This window comes from Priestia sp. YIM B13486 (assembly GCF_042787865.1).
Classification (GTDB): Bacteria; Bacillota; Bacilli; order Bacillales; family Bacillaceae_H; genus Priestia; species Priestia megaterium.
Genome location: NZ_JBHZOZ010000001.1, coordinates 234,897 through 251,576 on the forward strand (window position 1 = coordinate 234,897; position 16,680 = coordinate 251,576).

15 protein-coding genes are annotated in these 16,680 nt (G+C 39.0%); 1 reads left to right on the plus strand and 14 read right to left on the minus strand.

The window, feature by feature from the left end:
* Positions 1–23 precede the first annotated feature (23 nt).
* From ACFX4G_RS01115 to ACFX4G_RS01165, 11 genes are all read right to left on the minus strand, one after another.
* Positions 24–1,487, minus strand: a complete 1,464-nt coding sequence (locus ACFX4G_RS01115; protein ID WP_377572628.1) for a UDP-N-acetylmuramoyl-L-alanyl-D-glutamate--2,6-diaminopimelate ligase — start codon at positions 1,485–1,487, stop codon at positions 24–26.
* A gap of 211 nt (positions 1,488–1,698) precedes the next feature.
* A complete protein-coding gene (locus ACFX4G_RS01120; protein WP_013084856.1) occupies positions 1,699–3,615 on the minus strand; it encodes a stage V sporulation protein D in 1,917 nt (638 codons plus the stop codon).
* A gap of 69 nt (positions 3,616–3,684) precedes the next feature.
* Positions 3,685–5,943, minus strand: a complete 2,259-nt coding sequence (locus tag ACFX4G_RS01125; RefSeq protein ID WP_016765447.1) for a penicillin-binding protein — start codon at positions 5,941–5,943, stop codon at positions 3,685–3,687.
* A gap of 5 nt (positions 5,944–5,948) precedes the next feature.
* Complete coding sequence (ftsL, locus tag ACFX4G_RS01130) at positions 5,949–6,308, minus strand: cell division protein FtsL (protein WP_013058965.1); 360 nt, start codon at positions 6,306–6,308, stop codon at positions 5,949–5,951.
* Positions 6,309–6,341: 33 nt separating this feature from the next.
* Positions 6,342–7,277: a 16S rRNA (cytosine(1402)-N(4))-methyltransferase RsmH gene (rsmH, locus tag ACFX4G_RS01135; RefSeq protein WP_013084858.1), complete on the minus strand. Its 936-nt coding sequence runs from the start codon at positions 7,275–7,277 to the stop codon at positions 6,342–6,344.
* Positions 7,278–7,611: 334 nt separating this feature from the next.
* A complete protein-coding gene (bshC, locus tag ACFX4G_RS01140) occupies positions 7,612–9,237 on the minus strand; it encodes a bacillithiol biosynthesis cysteine-adding enzyme BshC (protein WP_377572630.1) in 1,626 nt (541 codons plus the stop codon).
* Between the two features lie 90 nt (positions 9,238–9,327).
* Positions 9,328–9,711 carry a DUF3397 domain-containing protein gene (locus ACFX4G_RS01145; protein ID WP_013058968.1) on the minus strand — a complete coding sequence of 128 codons (384 nt, stop codon included), beginning with the start codon at positions 9,709–9,711 and terminating at the stop codon, positions 9,328–9,330.
* 1 nt (position 9,712) lies between these two features.
* Positions 9,713–10,594 carry a 2-dehydropantoate 2-reductase gene (locus ACFX4G_RS01150; protein ID WP_043976715.1) on the minus strand — a complete coding sequence of 294 codons (882 nt, stop codon included), beginning with the start codon at positions 10,592–10,594 and terminating at the stop codon, positions 9,713–9,715.
* Between the two features lie 158 nt (positions 10,595–10,752).
* Positions 10,753–12,294: an acyl-CoA carboxylase subunit beta gene (locus ACFX4G_RS01155; protein ID WP_377572633.1), complete on the minus strand. Its 1,542-nt coding sequence runs from the start codon at positions 12,292–12,294 to the stop codon at positions 10,753–10,755.
* 19 nt (positions 12,295–12,313) lie between these two features.
* Positions 12,314–12,526, minus strand: a complete 213-nt coding sequence (locus ACFX4G_RS01160) for a biotin/lipoyl-containing protein (RefSeq protein ID WP_013058971.1) — start codon at positions 12,524–12,526, stop codon at positions 12,314–12,316.
* Positions 12,523–13,875 (minus strand): acetyl-CoA carboxylase biotin carboxylase subunit, encoded by a 1,353-nt coding sequence (locus tag ACFX4G_RS01165; RefSeq protein WP_377572635.1) that lies wholly within the window; start codon positions 13,873–13,875, stop codon positions 12,523–12,525. Before ACFX4G_RS01165 ends, ACFX4G_RS01160 begins: the two co-directional genes overlap by 4 nt.
* 313 nt (positions 13,876–14,188) lie before the next feature.
* Between ACFX4G_RS01165 and ACFX4G_RS01170 the strand changes: the two genes are divergently transcribed.
* Positions 14,189–14,659 (plus strand): N-acetyltransferase, encoded by a 471-nt coding sequence (locus tag ACFX4G_RS01170; protein ID WP_377572637.1) that lies wholly within the window; start codon positions 14,189–14,191, stop codon positions 14,657–14,659.
* Positions 14,660–14,740: 81 nt separating this feature from the next.
* Here ACFX4G_RS01170 and ACFX4G_RS01175 read toward each other — a convergent pair whose 3' ends face one another.
* The 3 genes from ACFX4G_RS01175 to rpmF form a co-directional block, all read right to left on the minus strand.
* A complete protein-coding gene (locus tag ACFX4G_RS01175) occupies positions 14,741–15,343 on the minus strand; it encodes an RsfA family transcriptional regulator (RefSeq protein WP_013058974.1) in 603 nt (200 codons plus the stop codon).
* Positions 15,344–15,521: 178 nt separating this feature from the next.
* On the minus strand, positions 15,522–16,289 hold the full coding sequence (locus ACFX4G_RS01180; RefSeq protein ID WP_013084864.1) for an enoyl-CoA hydratase/isomerase family protein: 768 nt from the start codon (positions 16,287–16,289) through the stop codon (positions 15,522–15,524).
* 169 nt (positions 16,290–16,458) lie between these two features.
* Positions 16,459–16,632 (minus strand): 50S ribosomal protein L32, encoded by a 174-nt coding sequence (rpmF, locus tag ACFX4G_RS01185; protein ID WP_013058976.1) that lies wholly within the window; start codon positions 16,630–16,632, stop codon positions 16,459–16,461.
* Positions 16,633–16,680 lie beyond the last annotated feature (48 nt).

Consider the following 16,680-nt stretch of genomic DNA (forward strand, 5'->3'; position numbering starts at 1 on the left):
TTTGTTCTCTACCCATTTCATTACTACTTTCGCTCCTCAATCATTTTGCGTGCTACTTCTCGATCGTCAAAATCGAATACTTTTTTACCAATAATTTGATAGGTCTCGTGCCCTTTTCCAGCAATGACAATAACATCATCTGCATGCGCTGTTTCCACTGCATAGCGAATAGCTTCTGCACGATCAGCAATCGTCACATAGTTATCTGTATCCAAACCTTCTTCCATATCTTTTAAAATAACCAATGGATCTTCACTTCGTGGATTATCAGATGTCAAAATAGCTTGTGTACTGTATTCAGCTGCAATTCGAGCCATGATTGGTCGTTTTGTACGATCTCGATCTCCGCCACAACCAACAATAACATATATATTGCGTTTTGCGAATTCTTTTACAGTTTTTAACACGTTCTCTAAGCTGTCCGGCGTGTGGGCATAATCAACGATAACCGTAAAATCTTGCTCCGCATCAACCACTTCAAAACGCCCAGATACGCCTTCTAACACTTTTATTTCCTCGACAATAACTGACAGAGGGATACCTGATACTAAACATGAAGCCGTAGCCGCTAATACGTTGTAGACGCTGAATTTCCCAATAAGCTTCATCTCTACACGAACCGTTTCTGTCGGTGTTGTCAAGTCGAACGTTGTGCCGCTGTTTGTAATTTGAATATTGGTTGCACGAATATCACTTTCACGGTCAATACCATAGGTAATCACTGTAGCGGCCGTGTTTTTAATATATTCCTCGGTTGCCGCATCATCAGCATTAAGAACAGCAAATTTAGGACGATTATGGTTATAAGCGTTTCCTAACTGTGCAAATAGCAACCCTTTCGCACGACGATAATCTTCCATTGTATGATGATAATCCAGGTGATCTTGCGTTAAGTTACTAAATACCGCAACGTCAAAGTCGCACCCGTGTACGCGTCCTAAGTCAAGTGCATGAGATGATACTTCCATCATCGCTACTTCTACATTCTCCTCCACCATTTGGTGAAATGTTTTTTGGAGCGTCAGCGATTCAGGCGTTGTGTTTTTCACATCATAAGACGTATCACCAATACGAATTTCAATCGTTCCAATTAGACCCGTCTTTTTATGTTGTGATTTAAAGATATGCTCAATTAAATGTGTAATCGTTGTTTTTCCATTTGTGCCTGTTACACCAATTAAATGCATTTTTTGTGTAGGCTGATTGTAGAAAGCATCCGCTAGCACTGCCATTGCTCGTTTTGTACTCTTCACGCGTACAACAGGCACTTCTACATCCACAGGCTTTTCTGCTAAGATTGCTACTGCCCCTTTTTCCACAGCCATCTGTGCAAAGTTATGACCATCAACTGTATAGCCGTCTATACAAATGAACAATGCTCCGGGCTTAACTTCTCTTGAATCCATTTCAATTGACGTAATATCAATATTCTGTTCAGGAAGCTGAACAAAATCATGTAAATGTGTTAGTAGTTCTCGTAAATCCATTCCTACCATGTCCTCTCTATTTGTAAAGTGAAACGTTTGTTATAAGACGCTATGGCAACTATTCTTCTTTTTCTAGCACCTAACCTATTACATTTTACAGAAAAAGAAGCCCGGAGGGAACACCCCCAAGGCTTATTTGTTGATTTCATGTTCACACGCAGAGTAACCTGCTGATTATCATGCAAGGAAGAATAGTGGTTTATAGAGATTTTTATTTTCCCATATAAATTCTAACCGTTTCGCCTTCTTTAACTTTCGTTCCGGCTGCAGGAGACTGCTTGACCACTTTATCTCCTTCGCCACTCACATCTAATTTTAAATTAAGTAGCTGTTCTTGTAACTCTTTTTTTGACATTCCTACGACATTTGGTACTTTTATCATTGGTGTGTCCAGCCACGTTAACTCTTTTTCAATTTGTCCTTTACGCGGTTTAACGTCCATCACACGCAAACTGTCTTCAATCATTTTACCTACAATCGGAGCTGCTACAACTCCACCAAACTGAATAGTGCCTTTTGGGTTATCAACCGCAACATACACGACAATTTCAGGGTTATCTGCTGGTGCAACACCGATAAAAGAAACGATGTGATTATTTTTCAAATACTTTCCATTTTGAGCTTTCTGCGCAGTACCCGTCTTTCCTCCAACGCGGTACCCTTCCACAAAAGCTCCTTTTCCGCTTCCTTGTGCTACTACACTTTCAAGAGCAAAACGCACTTGCTTAGACGTTTCCTCGGAAATAACTTTTCGCTTAGCAACCGGCTTATGACTGCTTACAACTTTTCCGGTAGTTGGATCTACCCACTCTTTGGCAATATAAGGTTCATAAAGCGTTCCACCGTTTACGGCTGCGGAAACAGCAGCTACTTGTTGAATAGGCGTAACAGCAACCCCTTGCCCAAAAGCTGTTGTAGCTTGTTCAACCGGACCTACGCGCTCAAGCGGGAACAATATCCCTTTTGCTTCCCCTTGTAAATCAATACCTGTTTTTTGACCAAAGCCAAATTCTTTAATGTATTTGAACAATTTCTCTTTTCCTAAACGTTCCCCAAGCTCCACAAAACCAGGGTTACATGAGTTCTGTACAACTTCTAAAAAAGACTGCTGTCCATGTCCGCCTTTTTTCCAGCAGCGAAGTCTCGCTCCGCCAACTTCCGCGGCTCCATCGTCGTAAAATTGATCTTTTAGTAAATCCACTTTCTTTTCTTCAAGAGCAGCTGCCAGTGTAATAATCTTAAACGTCGATCCGGGCTCATATACGCTCCAGATTGGAAGATTGCGATTATACACCTCAGGCTTCACATTTTTAAAATCCGTGGGATCAAAGCCCGGACGACTAGACATACCTAAAATTTCACCGTTTTTAGGATTCATGGCAATGGCAATCATACCATCTGGATTATAAGCTGTCTGAGCATTATCCAACTCACGCTCCATGATCGTTTGCACACGTGAATCGATGGTCAATCTCAAATCCAGCCCGTCCACAGGTGCTGTGTAGTCATCGGCTATATTGGGCATCTTTTTACCTTTAGCATCCGAATACAATTTAACTGAACCTTTTTGTCCTTTTAGCTCTTTATCATAATATAATTCAAGGCCTGTTAACCCTTGATTATCTACTCCCGCAAAGCCTAATACATGCGACAAATAACTTCCAAACGGATAGTACCGCTTCGAATCCTCAGCTATATATACGCCTTTTAAATTTAAATTTCGCACTTCATTTGCTTTCGCATGTGAAATTTTTCTTCCTTCAGGACGCAAATACACGCTAGAAGAAGCTTTTGTTATTTGCTCATATACTTTTTCTTTTGATGCTCCCAGCACTTTTGCTAACTTTTCAGCCGTAACAGCTGGATTTTCAACTTGTCTTGGCATAACTAAAACGGTCGGTGCACTTTTATTTGTAGCAAGTGCCACATCATTGCGATCTAGTATCTTTCCTCTTTCAGGTTCAAAAGGAATATTCCGACTCCATAAGTCTTTGGCTTTTTCAGTTAGCGTATCCCCAGTCAGCAACTGTACATATCCAAGCCTTGTATCAATAATCAAAAACACAATAAAACCGACAAACAAAACAATGGCTAGCCTTTTACGAACTGTGACTCCTGATACCCGCATATATTAGAACCTCCTCTGAATCGGCTCGTTCCAATATATGCTTGTACAGGATTCACTAGAACTTAATTTCTAGTCAAGTTGCTTATCGTCTTTTTTACTATCAGACTCACTTTTTTCCGTTTCTTTTAACTTATTTAACGTACTTGAAAATTCTTTGGGCGTTTCAAGTTCTACTTTCAGGTAGGTTCCTGCTTTTAACGGATCGCCTGCCTTAATACTTTGACTTACAACATAACCATTTTCAAGTGCGCTAGGTCGAACGTTGACAAATTCACTAAAGCGTATAACATCACGATGTGAAAAACCTGTTAAATCAGGCATTGTGGCTTTTCCATTTGTCTTAATAAACACGCGTTGACCAGTGACAATGGTATCAGAAGTCGGTGATTGGCTTTCTACCGTATCTCCTTTACCTATTACAACAGGAACAAGGCCTTTTTGTTTTAAGTCTTTCACGGCACTATCAACTGATTCGTTAACGTAAGACTTAAGCGTAATTTCTGAATCTACTTTTTTATCTTCTGTTTTCTTTCCGTCTTCGTCTGTTTTTTCAGGCTCCACCCCTAAGTACTGCAGGCTGTTTTTCATCACCGGATTAAATACGGCTGTAAGCGGCGCAGTACCTGTCTCTTGAGGCGTAAGAGTTGGATTTTTAACGGCTACATAAACAAGCAGCTTTGGATCTTTAGCAGGTGCAAAGCCCATAAAGGAAATGAAATTTTTCCCGTGTCCATGCAAGTAGCCTCCGGTAGGACCAGGAATTTGAGCTGTTCCCGTCTTTCCAGCGACATCGTATCCTTCAATCGCGTAAGGTTTCCCTGTTCCGTCATCAGAAGAAACAACGGTTTCTAAAATATCTAGCGTTTCGTTCGCTGCTTTTTTAGAAATAGGTTGTCCTACTACGGTAGGTTTTGTTTTCTTAATCGTTTTCTTATTTGTTTCATCGACTACTTGTTTAATCACGTAAGGCTTCATCATTTTTCCGTCATTTGCAATCGCAGTAGCCGCTTGAATTTCTTGAATAGGCGTAAAAGCGGACGCCTGTCCAAATGCAGTAGTTACGCGGTCTCTCGGGTACTTCGTCACTAACTTGCTAGAAGCTTCGTTTGGCAAGTCAATTCCCGTTTTATCCATAAAGCCAAACTTGTCCAAGTATTTATACAAACGGTCGGTGCCCAATTTTTCGTTGGCTAAAATGGCTACCGCTACATTTGAAGACCTTTGAATTCCTTCATTAAATGTAATAGCTCCCCAGCCGACTCCGCCGTTGTGATCGTTAATCGGAACGCTGTTTTTCGTTACTTTATAAGATCCCGACTGATAGCGGTCTTCGCCGTTATAGACCCCTGCATCAATCGCGGCTGCTAGCGTAAAGATTTTCATCGTTGAACCAAGTTCATAGCTGTTTTCAACAAACGGATTACGATAAGACGTGATATCACGAATATTTGGGTCAAATGAAGGACGATTTGACATCGCCAAAATTTCACCGGTTTTCGGATTTACTACCGTTGCCATTAGCTCTTCTGGTTTATATTCTTTAGCAGCAGCTGTCATTGCATCCTCTAAAAACGTTTGAATTTTTTCATCAATTGTAAGCGTGACACTGTCTCCATTTTTCGGAGCTACAATTGACTCTTTTGGATCCGGAAGCTTAATTCCATTTTTAGCAGCTTCGTATTTTACATATCCATCTTCTTCAGAAAGCTGCTTATCAAATACTTTTTCAATTCCCATTTTCCCTACGATTTTACCCGTATCATCTTTTTGTGCGTATCCTAAAATACTTGAAGCGAATACACCGTTTGGATAGAAGCGCTTCGAATCGCGTAAAAACGTGATGCCTGGGAGATTTAGTTTTTCAATTTTTTGCTTTAGCACGTTATCAATGTCACGTCCGCCTGGGCCAAGTTCGACTTGGAAGGTACCACGTTTAATTCCTCTCGTTAACATGCTGTCAATTTTCGATTCGTCCATCTTTAATAATGGGGCTAATTTTTCAGCCGTTTTTTCTGGGTCTACTACGTGCTGCGGGTGATCTTTGTCTTTTGTTTGTTTTTTATCTAAGATCGCCACAACCGTATAAGCACCCGTGTCTTGGGCGATTGCTTCTCCGTTTCGATCGTAAATCGTACCGCGCTGTCCTTCAATTTTAGACGTTCGCGTATGCTGTTTTTGTGCAATTTCGGCTAAAGCTTCTCCGTCTGCTTTGCCCGTCGCTTGGATGTAAAAGAACCTGATGGCTAATACAAAAAAGAGCAATGCAAATATTAAAATTAATATTGCTGCTCCTGTACTAATATTGCTATTTTTTCTTGGCGTAGTCATCGCAATTAATCGTTAACGACTTTTACGTTATTTTCATTCAATTTTAGTCCAAGTTCTTTTGCTTTTGTCCAAATACGATCGTATGCACTTAACTCTGTTACCTGTAATTTTAACTCATTGTTTTTTGCCTCTTGCTTGTCAATCTTTCCATCGAGTGATTGCACTTCTTCACTGATGCTATAAAGCGAAGATTGATTTGAAATGATTTGCACAGACCCAAACAGCATGAGTGCGACAAATCCAGAATACACAATTTTTTCACCAACCGTAATTTTTCTTTTTGTCTTTCGAACAACTTGACGTACCGTCTTTTGCTGCTTCTGCTGCTGATCTTGCTCTCTTACTTTGTATGCTACATTGTTCATTCTCGTCCCCTCCTCTTTGATAAAACCCTTTAATTACACTAATTTCTCAACAATTCGAAGTTTTGCCGAACGCGCGCGCTTATTTTCTTCTATCTCTTCTTCTGAAGGTAAAATAGGTTTTCTTGTAATAACTTTCATTTTAGGTTTAAATTCTTCTGGAATAATCGGCAGTCCATGCGGAAGCTGCGGAACCGTGCTTGCATTTTTAAACGCCACTTTACAAATTCGATCTTCAAGTGAGTGGAAGGTAATAACACTTACACGTCCACCTTTTTTGATCACATCCATAGCCTGTTCAATTGCATCTTCAAATACTTGAAGCTCATCATTTACAGCAATTCGAATAGCCTGGAAAATTCGTTTCGCCGGATGTCCACCCGTTCGTCTAGCTGGCGCTGGAATACCATCTTTAATAAGATCAACCAGCTCTAGCGTCGTTTCAATTGGTTTAGACTCTCGATATGCTTCAATCTTGCGGGCAATTTGTTTTGAAAACTTTTCTTCTCCGTATTGGAAAAAGATTTTCACAAGTTTTTCATAAGGCCATTCATTTACTACGTTGTACGCAGAAAACATTGAGTTTTGATCCATGCGCATATCAAGCGGGGCATCATGATGAAAGCTGAACCCTCGCTCTGGTGTATCCAACTGAGGAGACGAGACTCCAAGGTCAAATAATACTCCGTCTACTTCTTCAATTCCGTGTTCCATTAGCTGCTCTTTTAAATAGCGAAAATTACTTTTGATTAGAATAACTCTGTCTAGATACGGGGCCAATTTCTCTTTTGCATTTGCAAGAGCGACATCGTCTTGATCAAACGCAATTAATTTCCCTTTTTCTGATAGCTGTTTTACGATATATTCACTATGACCTGCTCCGCCAAGCGTGCAGTCGACATATACTCCATCCGGCTTAATATTTAAGCCTTCCGCTGCTTCTTTAAGCAAAACAGTTGTGTGATTAAACATTATGACACCTACTTCTTTCTAAACTACTTAGTTATGTATACAAAAAGCAAAAAACGGTGTTTTTCTTTGATATATATACACGTTTATATTATATATCAAAGTTCAACATTATTTCAGCTATTTATATAAGAATTAAGTAGAATTTTGTCTTTTTGTCACAAATAGTGTCATTTTGTTAAAGGTAGGACATATTCGTAGAATAAAATGTAAGGAATATAAGGTTTTTTTGCACAATTAGAAATAAATACCTTATAAGGATTCAATTGGTTAACATTCACCTTGTAGACTTTTTCTCTTTTCCAAAATAAAAATCCTGCTTTTCAGCAGGATTTTATTAGACATAACAGACTTTTAACTGGTGATTTAATTCGACTTCAGCACTTAGTAAATCTGACACAAATTGCATACCACAACCATTTAAATAATACATAATATTCCACATGCGTTCTTGTGGAGCATTGTAGGGACGAAGAGCAAGTTCAATTTGAGCATATTTTGAATGCTTCACTTCATGCTTAATTAGCTGTTTGGATTCGACAATCTTTTGAATGGTTTCAAACTGCTTTTGAATAATCGCTCGATTTTTAAGCATGACTTCATCAAATGTTTTGTCTTCTTTTTGAATATTTTCACGAAGAGTTTTATGAATTTTTTCGAAATCTTCTTTCGCTTTTTCAAAATACATTTCGTATGGGTTGTGAACTTCTGTCTTAAGCCAGTGCTCCCTCTCTGCATCTACACCTTCGTTCACTACGTTCGAAAGGTCTAACTGAAGTTCATCCATATACTTCTCAATATGTCTTTCTACGATTGCATAGGATAACCTAGGGACCACGGGAGGCATTTTAAAGCTAAATAAAGAAAATGCTTTTTCAAGCTCTGCCCAATACGCTACTTCCCCCGGACCTGCAATAAACGCAAGGGTAGGAAGTAAGTACTCCTGCATAAGAGGTCTAGTCACAACGTTGTTACTAAGAAGCTCAGGCGTTTGTTTAGCAATTTGAACCAGCTCTTCTTTAGACAGCGCGAGTTCATTTTGCTTTCCAACAAACTGCTCTTGTTCTGGATCTCTTTCTAAAAGTACTCTGTTTTCATTGTGTGAATAAAAGAGATGAGCCGTTTCTTCTCCCACTTCAATCATTCGTCCGTATTGTTTTTGAATCTCAGTTTGCTGTTCCATAACGGCTGACGATAATTTGTCATTTTGTTCAATTAACGTCACAAAGAAAGAAGATTCAATGCTGCGCACTTCTTTAGAAGCTGCATCCATTAAAATAAGACCTGACTCTGCGAACATTGTGGTAACCAAATGAGCAAAGAAATCGACATAGGTACGTGATTTATCTAACGCTTCTAAAACAAAGTGTAATACCTGGTTTGTATGGGCCGTTTCATTAAACGTTTGAAATACATCACGAACCCAGCTTCTACAGGCCTCATGGTCTAGTTCAATTTGAGAAACCATTTGCTTTTTCTTTAAAGAATGCTTTAGCGTTTTCTTTAAAAGCTGGTTGTTATGCTCTGTGTATACATGGTTAATCTCAGCAAAATCATGATCTTCTCCAGCAATCCAAAATACCGGAAGCACGGGCACGTTTAAAGCTTCCTCTTGTTGTTTAGCTAGGAGCACAATTGAAATCACTTTATGAATGGTGTACAAAGGACCGGTAAGCAGCCCCGCTTGCTGACCTCCAACGACCACTACGCTGTTAGGATCTTTTAGCTTTTCAATATTTTCAATCGTCTTAGAAGATGCTCCGTAGCGCTTATTAAAATCAAGCAGATACTCAGCAAGCTGTTCTCTTGGATAAGACTGCTTTTGAACATCCGCTAAACGTTTTTCATATACGTCTTTTTCGTGTATATTATAATGAAAAAAGGAAAGTGCTTGCTTTTCACCTTTTATGTAATCGTTCGTTAGTTTGTTTCCCGCCTTTAAAGAGACGTCTGTAATCTCCATGAAAGAACTTCCTTTCTTTTCCTAATACTTATATTCTCTACATATAGCTTCATTATCCATAATGTAACTGCCCACGTCTAGTAACATGCTTTACAGAGAGGAAATACGAAAAGCGATTCCACCTATATTTAATACAATATGTGCAATAAGAAACAAAACAAAATTCATCCGAAAGAACCCTTTCGCGATAAGCTTCATTTCTAAGTCATGTTTGACTTTCCAATGTACAAACATCATAATCATTGCTACAACTAAAAGGACTAACGCAATCAACCACAAAAAAGAGTGCCCGAAAATTTCCACAGCTGCATAATGCACGGACAAAATAAGAAAAACCGTAGTAATGTATGTTGCTATGTGGACAGATTTCCTTTTATTTTTCGTCAGTTTGCGTAAAAGCATGTATAGAATAAAAAAACCAACGAGCGGCAGAGTGACAAACGTCGCAAAAACTCCAGCAATAAAACTTCCCATGTTAATCACCCTTTTCTTCTTCGATTCCTTTTATTGACCCATATAAAAAGTCAACAATAGGCGTCGACGTTCTTTTTTCAGCAGCTTGTGTTTGAATATAGCCTAAAATAGCATCAATTTCTGTTTGCCGCCCCTTCTGTATATCTTTTAGCATAGAAGATTGATTTGTACTCGTGCGCGAACAAACCCCCAGCGCATTTTCCCAATAATTAAAAGCTGAATCCAGTTTTAACACAGCGGCAATCTCTTCAAACAATAGACGCATCGTTTTATAAAAGTAGCCGTTATGAATCAGCTGCCCATTTTTTACCCCATACAGCGCCGTAAGAGGATTGATGAGCGCATTTACAACTAATTTCTTCACCAGCATCGCATACCAATCTGTTTCAATCACCCAAGGAAAATTCACAATTGGCAAGATAGACTCCATTTCTCCTCTGTATGAAGCAATACGGGTTGTTCCTATTCCTGTATGATGGACGCTATCCATATTTGTACGCATTGCCCCGTGTTCAACTGTACCCAAATAGAGAGTGCTCTGGGGGAGATTTTTAAGAATTTCAATATGGCTCATACCGTTTTGGATAAACAAAAGGGGAGTATGTATAGTAAGGGTTTTGATAAAAGGAATAATCTCTTTTAAATGATACTGTTTTACAGTAATAATGATTAGATCTGCTTCTTTTATGTTTTTTTCCAGAGGGATAGCACTCACTTTTTTAGTGTGATGTTCCCCTTGTCTATGTAAGGTAATTCCATTATCGTTAATACACTTTGCTTGAGTTTTTGTTTTCGTATACAAGGTTACATCATAACAATCTGATAAATACGCGCTAAACAACAGACCTAATGATCCGCCTCCAATAATACCTATAGTTTTCATCGTATTTTTTGTTCCTCTTTCCATTATTGAGTTTCATTTTAGCAAAAAAATGCTTTGAATTAAATGCATTCTTAAAATTTTACCTATTCATATAGCCCGTGTGATTAAAAATCACCGGGCTTATTGTAAATTATTTAGAGTGATCCCGTTTTTTTCTATTATACGGGATACACCGGATGTTTACGACGGCTAAAGGTCACATTCTTTGTTTCATATAATCGAAAGCGGTCAATTAAAGTTAGACGCAGTTCGTTAGCAGGAACGATGTCGTCAATAATAAGTTCAGAAGCCAGCGTATAGATATCGATGTGTTCTTTATACTCCTGCTGTTTCTGTTTAACAAACATAAACCGCTCTTTCGGATCTTCAATTTCATTAATTTTATTAGAATAGACGGCATTTACTGCCGCTTCAGGACCCATTACGGCAATTTGAGCAGTAGGTAATGCAAGGCAGCAATCCGGTTCAAAAGCTGGACCAGCCATAGCGTAAAGCCCTGCGCCATAAGCTTTGCGCATGACCACGGAAATTTTAGGAACTGTAGCTGAACTCATCGCTGCAATCAATTTTGCACCATGTCTAATGATGCCTGCTCTTTCTACTTTGGTTCCAATCATAAATCCAGGTACATCCGCTAAAAATAGCAAAGGAATATGGAAGGCATCGCACAGTTGAATAAATTTTGCTCCTTTATCTGCTGAATCTACAAACAGCACTCCTCCTTTGACCTTCGGCTGATTGGCAATAATCCCTACTACTTTTCCATCTATTCGTGCAAGCCCTGTTACCAATTCGGCGGCAAACAGTTTTTTCACTTCAAAGAAGCTTCCTTCGTCAATAAGGGTATCAATTGCTTCATAGATATCAAATGGAACATTTTGATTCTCCGGAATTAGTTCTACTAAATCCTTTGTCTGCTTAGGCTCTTTAGCTTTTTGTACTTTAGGCTTCTCTTGATAGTTTTGTGGAAAGTAGGTTAAATAAGATTTGGCATAGGAAATAGCTTCTTCTTCAGAATAAGCTAACACATCTCCACATCCGCTAACGCTGCAGTGCATATGTGCTCCTCCCATTTCTTCTAGCGTAACCTTTTCTCCAATAACAGCTTCGGCCATACGCGGCGAACCTAAGTACATAGAAGCGTTTCCATCTACCATCACAACAATATCACAAAATGCAGGGATATATGCTCCTCCAGCTGCTGACGGACCGAAGAGCAAACAAATTTGAGGAATGACGCCGGAAAGTTTTACTTGATTGTGAAAGATCCGTCCAGCTCCTCGGCGGTTTGGAAACATATCTAATTGATCCGTAATACGCGCTCCTGCAGAATCCACTAGGTAGAGCAAAGGCACATGCAGTTTTTCTGCTACTTCTTGAATCCGAATAATTTTCTCTACTGTTCTGGCCCCCCAAGACCCTGCTTTTACAGTAGAGTCATTAGCCATTACACAAACCGTTTCACCGTTTACTTTCCCAATTGCAGTTACAACACCGTCTGCCGGCAACCCTTCAGCTTTATTATTTGCAAACATGCCGTCTTCTTCATATTTCCCGTCATCAAATAAAAGGGCTAAACGATCTCTTACAAAAAGCTTCTGTTGTTTTGCAAGTTTCTCTTTGTACTTCTCCGCGTTGCCACGCTCTACTTTTTGACGATTTTCATCATATTTTTTCTGAGATTCACCTGTATGTATCATGATATCTCTCCTTTATGAGTTATGAAATAGTCACCAAAACGTCGCCTTCGTTCACAAAATCCCCCACGGCTATATGGACAGTCTCTGCAATACCAGCTTGATCGCTTTCAATAGGAATTTCCATTTTCATAGATTCTAATACAACAACAACTTCTCCTTTGGCTACACTTGCACCTTGCTGAACAAACACATTAAATACCATGCCTGCCATTGTCGCTTTGATTTCACTCATTGTGGTGCTCCTCCTTTATTTAATACGGTTGATAATAACGATGTGTTATAGGTGCCTTTTTCATATAGCTCTTCATTTAACAACTGCTTAAATAGAGGAATATTCGTTTTGATTCCCTCTACAACAGCTTCTGTAAAATATGATTTAGCTAGTTCAATTGCATTTGAACGCGTACGACCAGTAATAATAACTTTTGCAATCATTGGATCATAAAAAGGTGTAACCGCATTCATATCACTGTAGCCGCTGTCTACGCGCGCATAGGTTCGCTCCGGCAAGTGATAACCCGTAATTTTTCCCGGAGCCGGTAAAAAAGTAAACGGATCTTCTGCATAAATTCGAAATTCAATGGCATAGTTATTTGCTGCTATTTCCTCTTGCACACGTGGAAGCTTTTCTCCGCGCGCAGCTAAGATCTGCCACTTAACTAAATCGACCCCTGCAATTTGCTCGGTGATCGGATGCTCAACTTGCAGCCGCGTATTCATTTCAAGAAAATAAAAATTTTCGTCTTCATCCACAATAAACTCCACCGTACCTGCATTATAATATCCGATTGCTTTAGCCGCTTGAACGGCTTGGTTTTGCATGGCTTGTCGCGTACTTTCTTTTAAAGAAAGCGCAGGGGCTTCTTCAATCACTTTTTGATTTCTTCTTTGTACGGAACAATCACGTTCAAAAAGATGAACGACATTACCATGCTGATCTCCAAACACCTGTACTTCGATATGTTTTGCGTTTGTGATAAGCTTTTCAATAAACATTCCTTCTTGACCAAAATATGCTTTTGCTCTTGCTTTTGTGGAGGCATACGCTTGTTTTACTGCTTCTTCGTTATCGCAGCGCACCATCCCAATTCCGCCGCCGCCTCCGCTTGCTTTTAACATAACGGGATATCCAATTAGACTCGCTACTTTACAAGCCTCTTCAACTGACGTCACATCGCCTTCGCTGCCGGGGACAACAGGTACACCCGCTTCTTTCATCGCGGCACGAGCAGCAATTTTGTCGCCCATCATCGAAATGATTTTGGGAGAAGGACCGATAAAACAAAAACCTTCATCAATCGCTCTTTTAGCAAATGCACTATTTTCCGATAAAAATCCATACCCAGGATGAATGGCATCTACTTTTTCTTCATGACTAATTCGCAGCAATTCTTCTACATTCAAATATGACTTTTGCACAGGAGGCTCTCCAATTCGACGTGCTTTTGTAGCTGCTTGAACATAAGGAAGCTCTGCATCTGCATCGGAATAGACAGCCACCGTTTCAATGCCCATTTGTTTGCATGTATGAATAATACGAAGAGCAATTTCTCCTCGATTTGCAATCAGTATTTTTTTCACCTTTCTCTCCCCTTTCCTCAAATTTCTACTTTCCCCCATATAATTCTACAATAATTTTAAAACTCCTCTACAATTTTTGAAAACGCTTTCTATTTGAATCTCGCTTTTCTTTTGCTTCCTTTCTAAAAAGTGATGCTTATAGTAATGTATTCTTCGTATTTAACTGAAAGAATTCATTTTTCCTCATGCGCATTGAATATTCGTTCACCAATCATGAAAACAGAATATTTTGTATTTTTGTTATATAATATTAGATGAACGAACCAAGCCAGTTCGTTTGTCTAGCAAGGAAACATAACAAGGGGGATATGGGATGAATTACGAAGTGAAGCATTTAAAAATTAATTTTAAAACGCTAGAAGAGTTCAAGAAATTCAAAGAATATGGCATTCAAGAACTTTCAATGCTAGAAGAATTACATGCCAAAATTTCCGATAATGAAATAAATTCTCCGTTTTACGGTATTTATTTTGGAAATAGCTTAGTGGCTCGGATGAGTCTCTATAAGCGAAACAAACAGTACGATCAATATTTCGAGCCGCCTCAAACGTATATTGAAGTGTGGAAACTCGAAGTGCTCAGCGATTTTCAGCGCAAAGGATTGGGTCAAACGCTCGTTGAATACGCCAAATCCTTTCAATTACCTATCAAAACAAGCCCACGAGTAAAATCGAGTGATTTTTGGTCAAAAATGGGGTTCGTACCTGTAACATATGATATCGATCGTGATTTAGGAGAAAACCCTCTTGTTTGGCTACCAAGCGGTGTAAGCGAACAAAAATAAACAGCTGATTTCCAGCTGTTTATTTTATATCTATGTGGTATATATGATCAACATGAAGTAGGGAGCATTCAAACTGTCGCTTTACTTTTGAACTTTTTCTAGATTTAAATTTTTATCCACTTGAAATTTCACTTTTCTACTTTTTTCATCCTCTTTTAATACAACCATTTTACGAGCCCTCTCCATAATTTCAATAAGAGCTTTATAGTCATCTTCCACAATTAACAAGTTGTTTTGCAAAGCTTTTTTTTCTTTTTCCAAAATCGTTACTTTTTCTTGTAAACGTTCAATCTTTTGCTGCAGTTCTTCATTAGCTTCGAGAAGCTCTGACGAGTGCCTTTGCCCTTGATCTACATTTTCTAAATATTTAATTACCTCATTAAGCGAAATATGTTTCTCTGCTTCCATATATGATAAGCGTGCAGGCTGCTCGTCATCTTTTGAAACAGTTCTTGCTTTTAATTCTTTTCTCTGTTTTTTCGCAAGATCAATACCAGTCTTGTATTGTTTGCGCACAAAAGAATTCCAGCGGAAGCCACAAGCTGCTGATGTTCGTGTAAGTTTCTTCCCCACTTCTTCAAATGCAGCTAGCTGAGTGCCACCTTCACGTATATGACGCAGTACAATTTCTGCGAGTAATAAATCTTCATCATGAGTCCATGCATCTTGACGAGAAGAAGTCATTTTTCTATCCCTCCTTATCCGTACTTATTAAATGAATATGCACCTACTAGATAAGATAGACTATTGTTCCTCTTCTCAATCAAGAAAATCTTTCATATACTTTGAAGCAAAATGGGAAACCCGTGATTCTTTCATCTTTCGCTTATTAACTATATTGCTATGGAAATGCAGTTCATAACTATGTTTTTTTAACGATGACCTTTTGAACCGCTTCTTCATGCTCAGGCGACTCCCACAATATCGAGCAGCGATGAATTTCTTGTTCCATCCGATTCCAAACCCGGCTTTGCTCCCATTTCTCAATAGCGATTTCTTTGTAAGCTTGCAATACCTGGGTCGGTTTATGAGTGATAGGGGCTAACCACTCCTCACACCTCATAGTTAGTTCTTTAAACGACGTGACATAGGAAAGAAATCCAATTTGCTTTGCTCGTTCTACTCCATACAGCTGAGCACTGTAGATCATTTCCATCGCTTCTTGATAACGCAGCTTTTCAAGAAGAATGGTTCCTCCTCCCCAGCCTGTTGTAATTCCTAAATTCCCTTGAATAAAGCCCATTTCGCTATGTGTTGCACTTATACGGAAGTCACATGCAATCGCAAGTTCACATCCTCCTCCAACCGATGTTCCATTCAAAAGGGCAACTGTGGGTTTTGGGAGTGTTAAAATCTCATAAAGAATTTTCCCCATTTTCGTTAACATTTGAGACGCCTCTTTCGAAGTCTTTAGCTCATGAAATACACTTAAATCTCCTCCACTGCAAAATGCATCTGAACCAGCCCCTGTAATTACGAAAGCTTTTACTAACTGATCATGTTTCACATAATCTACAGCTTGCTGCAGTTCATTCATAACATCATAATCAATAGCATTACGCTTTTCAGGACGATTAATCACAAACGTAGCAATGCCTTGGCTTGTAGTAAACAGCTCGCTTTTTTTCATGCTTTTTCCTCCTTATAGACAAGGTATGAATCCTTTTACAACAGTAATTGTTTATTTAAAAAGAGTTCTTGTTCTATAAGAAAAATCCTTCTCTCCCAAAGGGTAGAGAAGGAAAAAAGGCAAAAAAAATAAAAGACCCTTTAAGAGGGTCTTTTATTTAAATAAGCAATTATTTGCTTACTACGTCATTTCCTTTGTAAGTACCACAAGCTTTACATACGCGGTGTGATAGTTTCATTTCACCACAATTTGGGCACTCTACCATACCAGGAACTTGTAATTTAAAGTGCGTACGACGCGTTCTTTTCTTCATTTTAGATGTTCTTCTAAAAGGTACAGCCATTATTCCCACCTCCTTAAAAGAATTTTAAAATCATATGAAGGCCCGAAA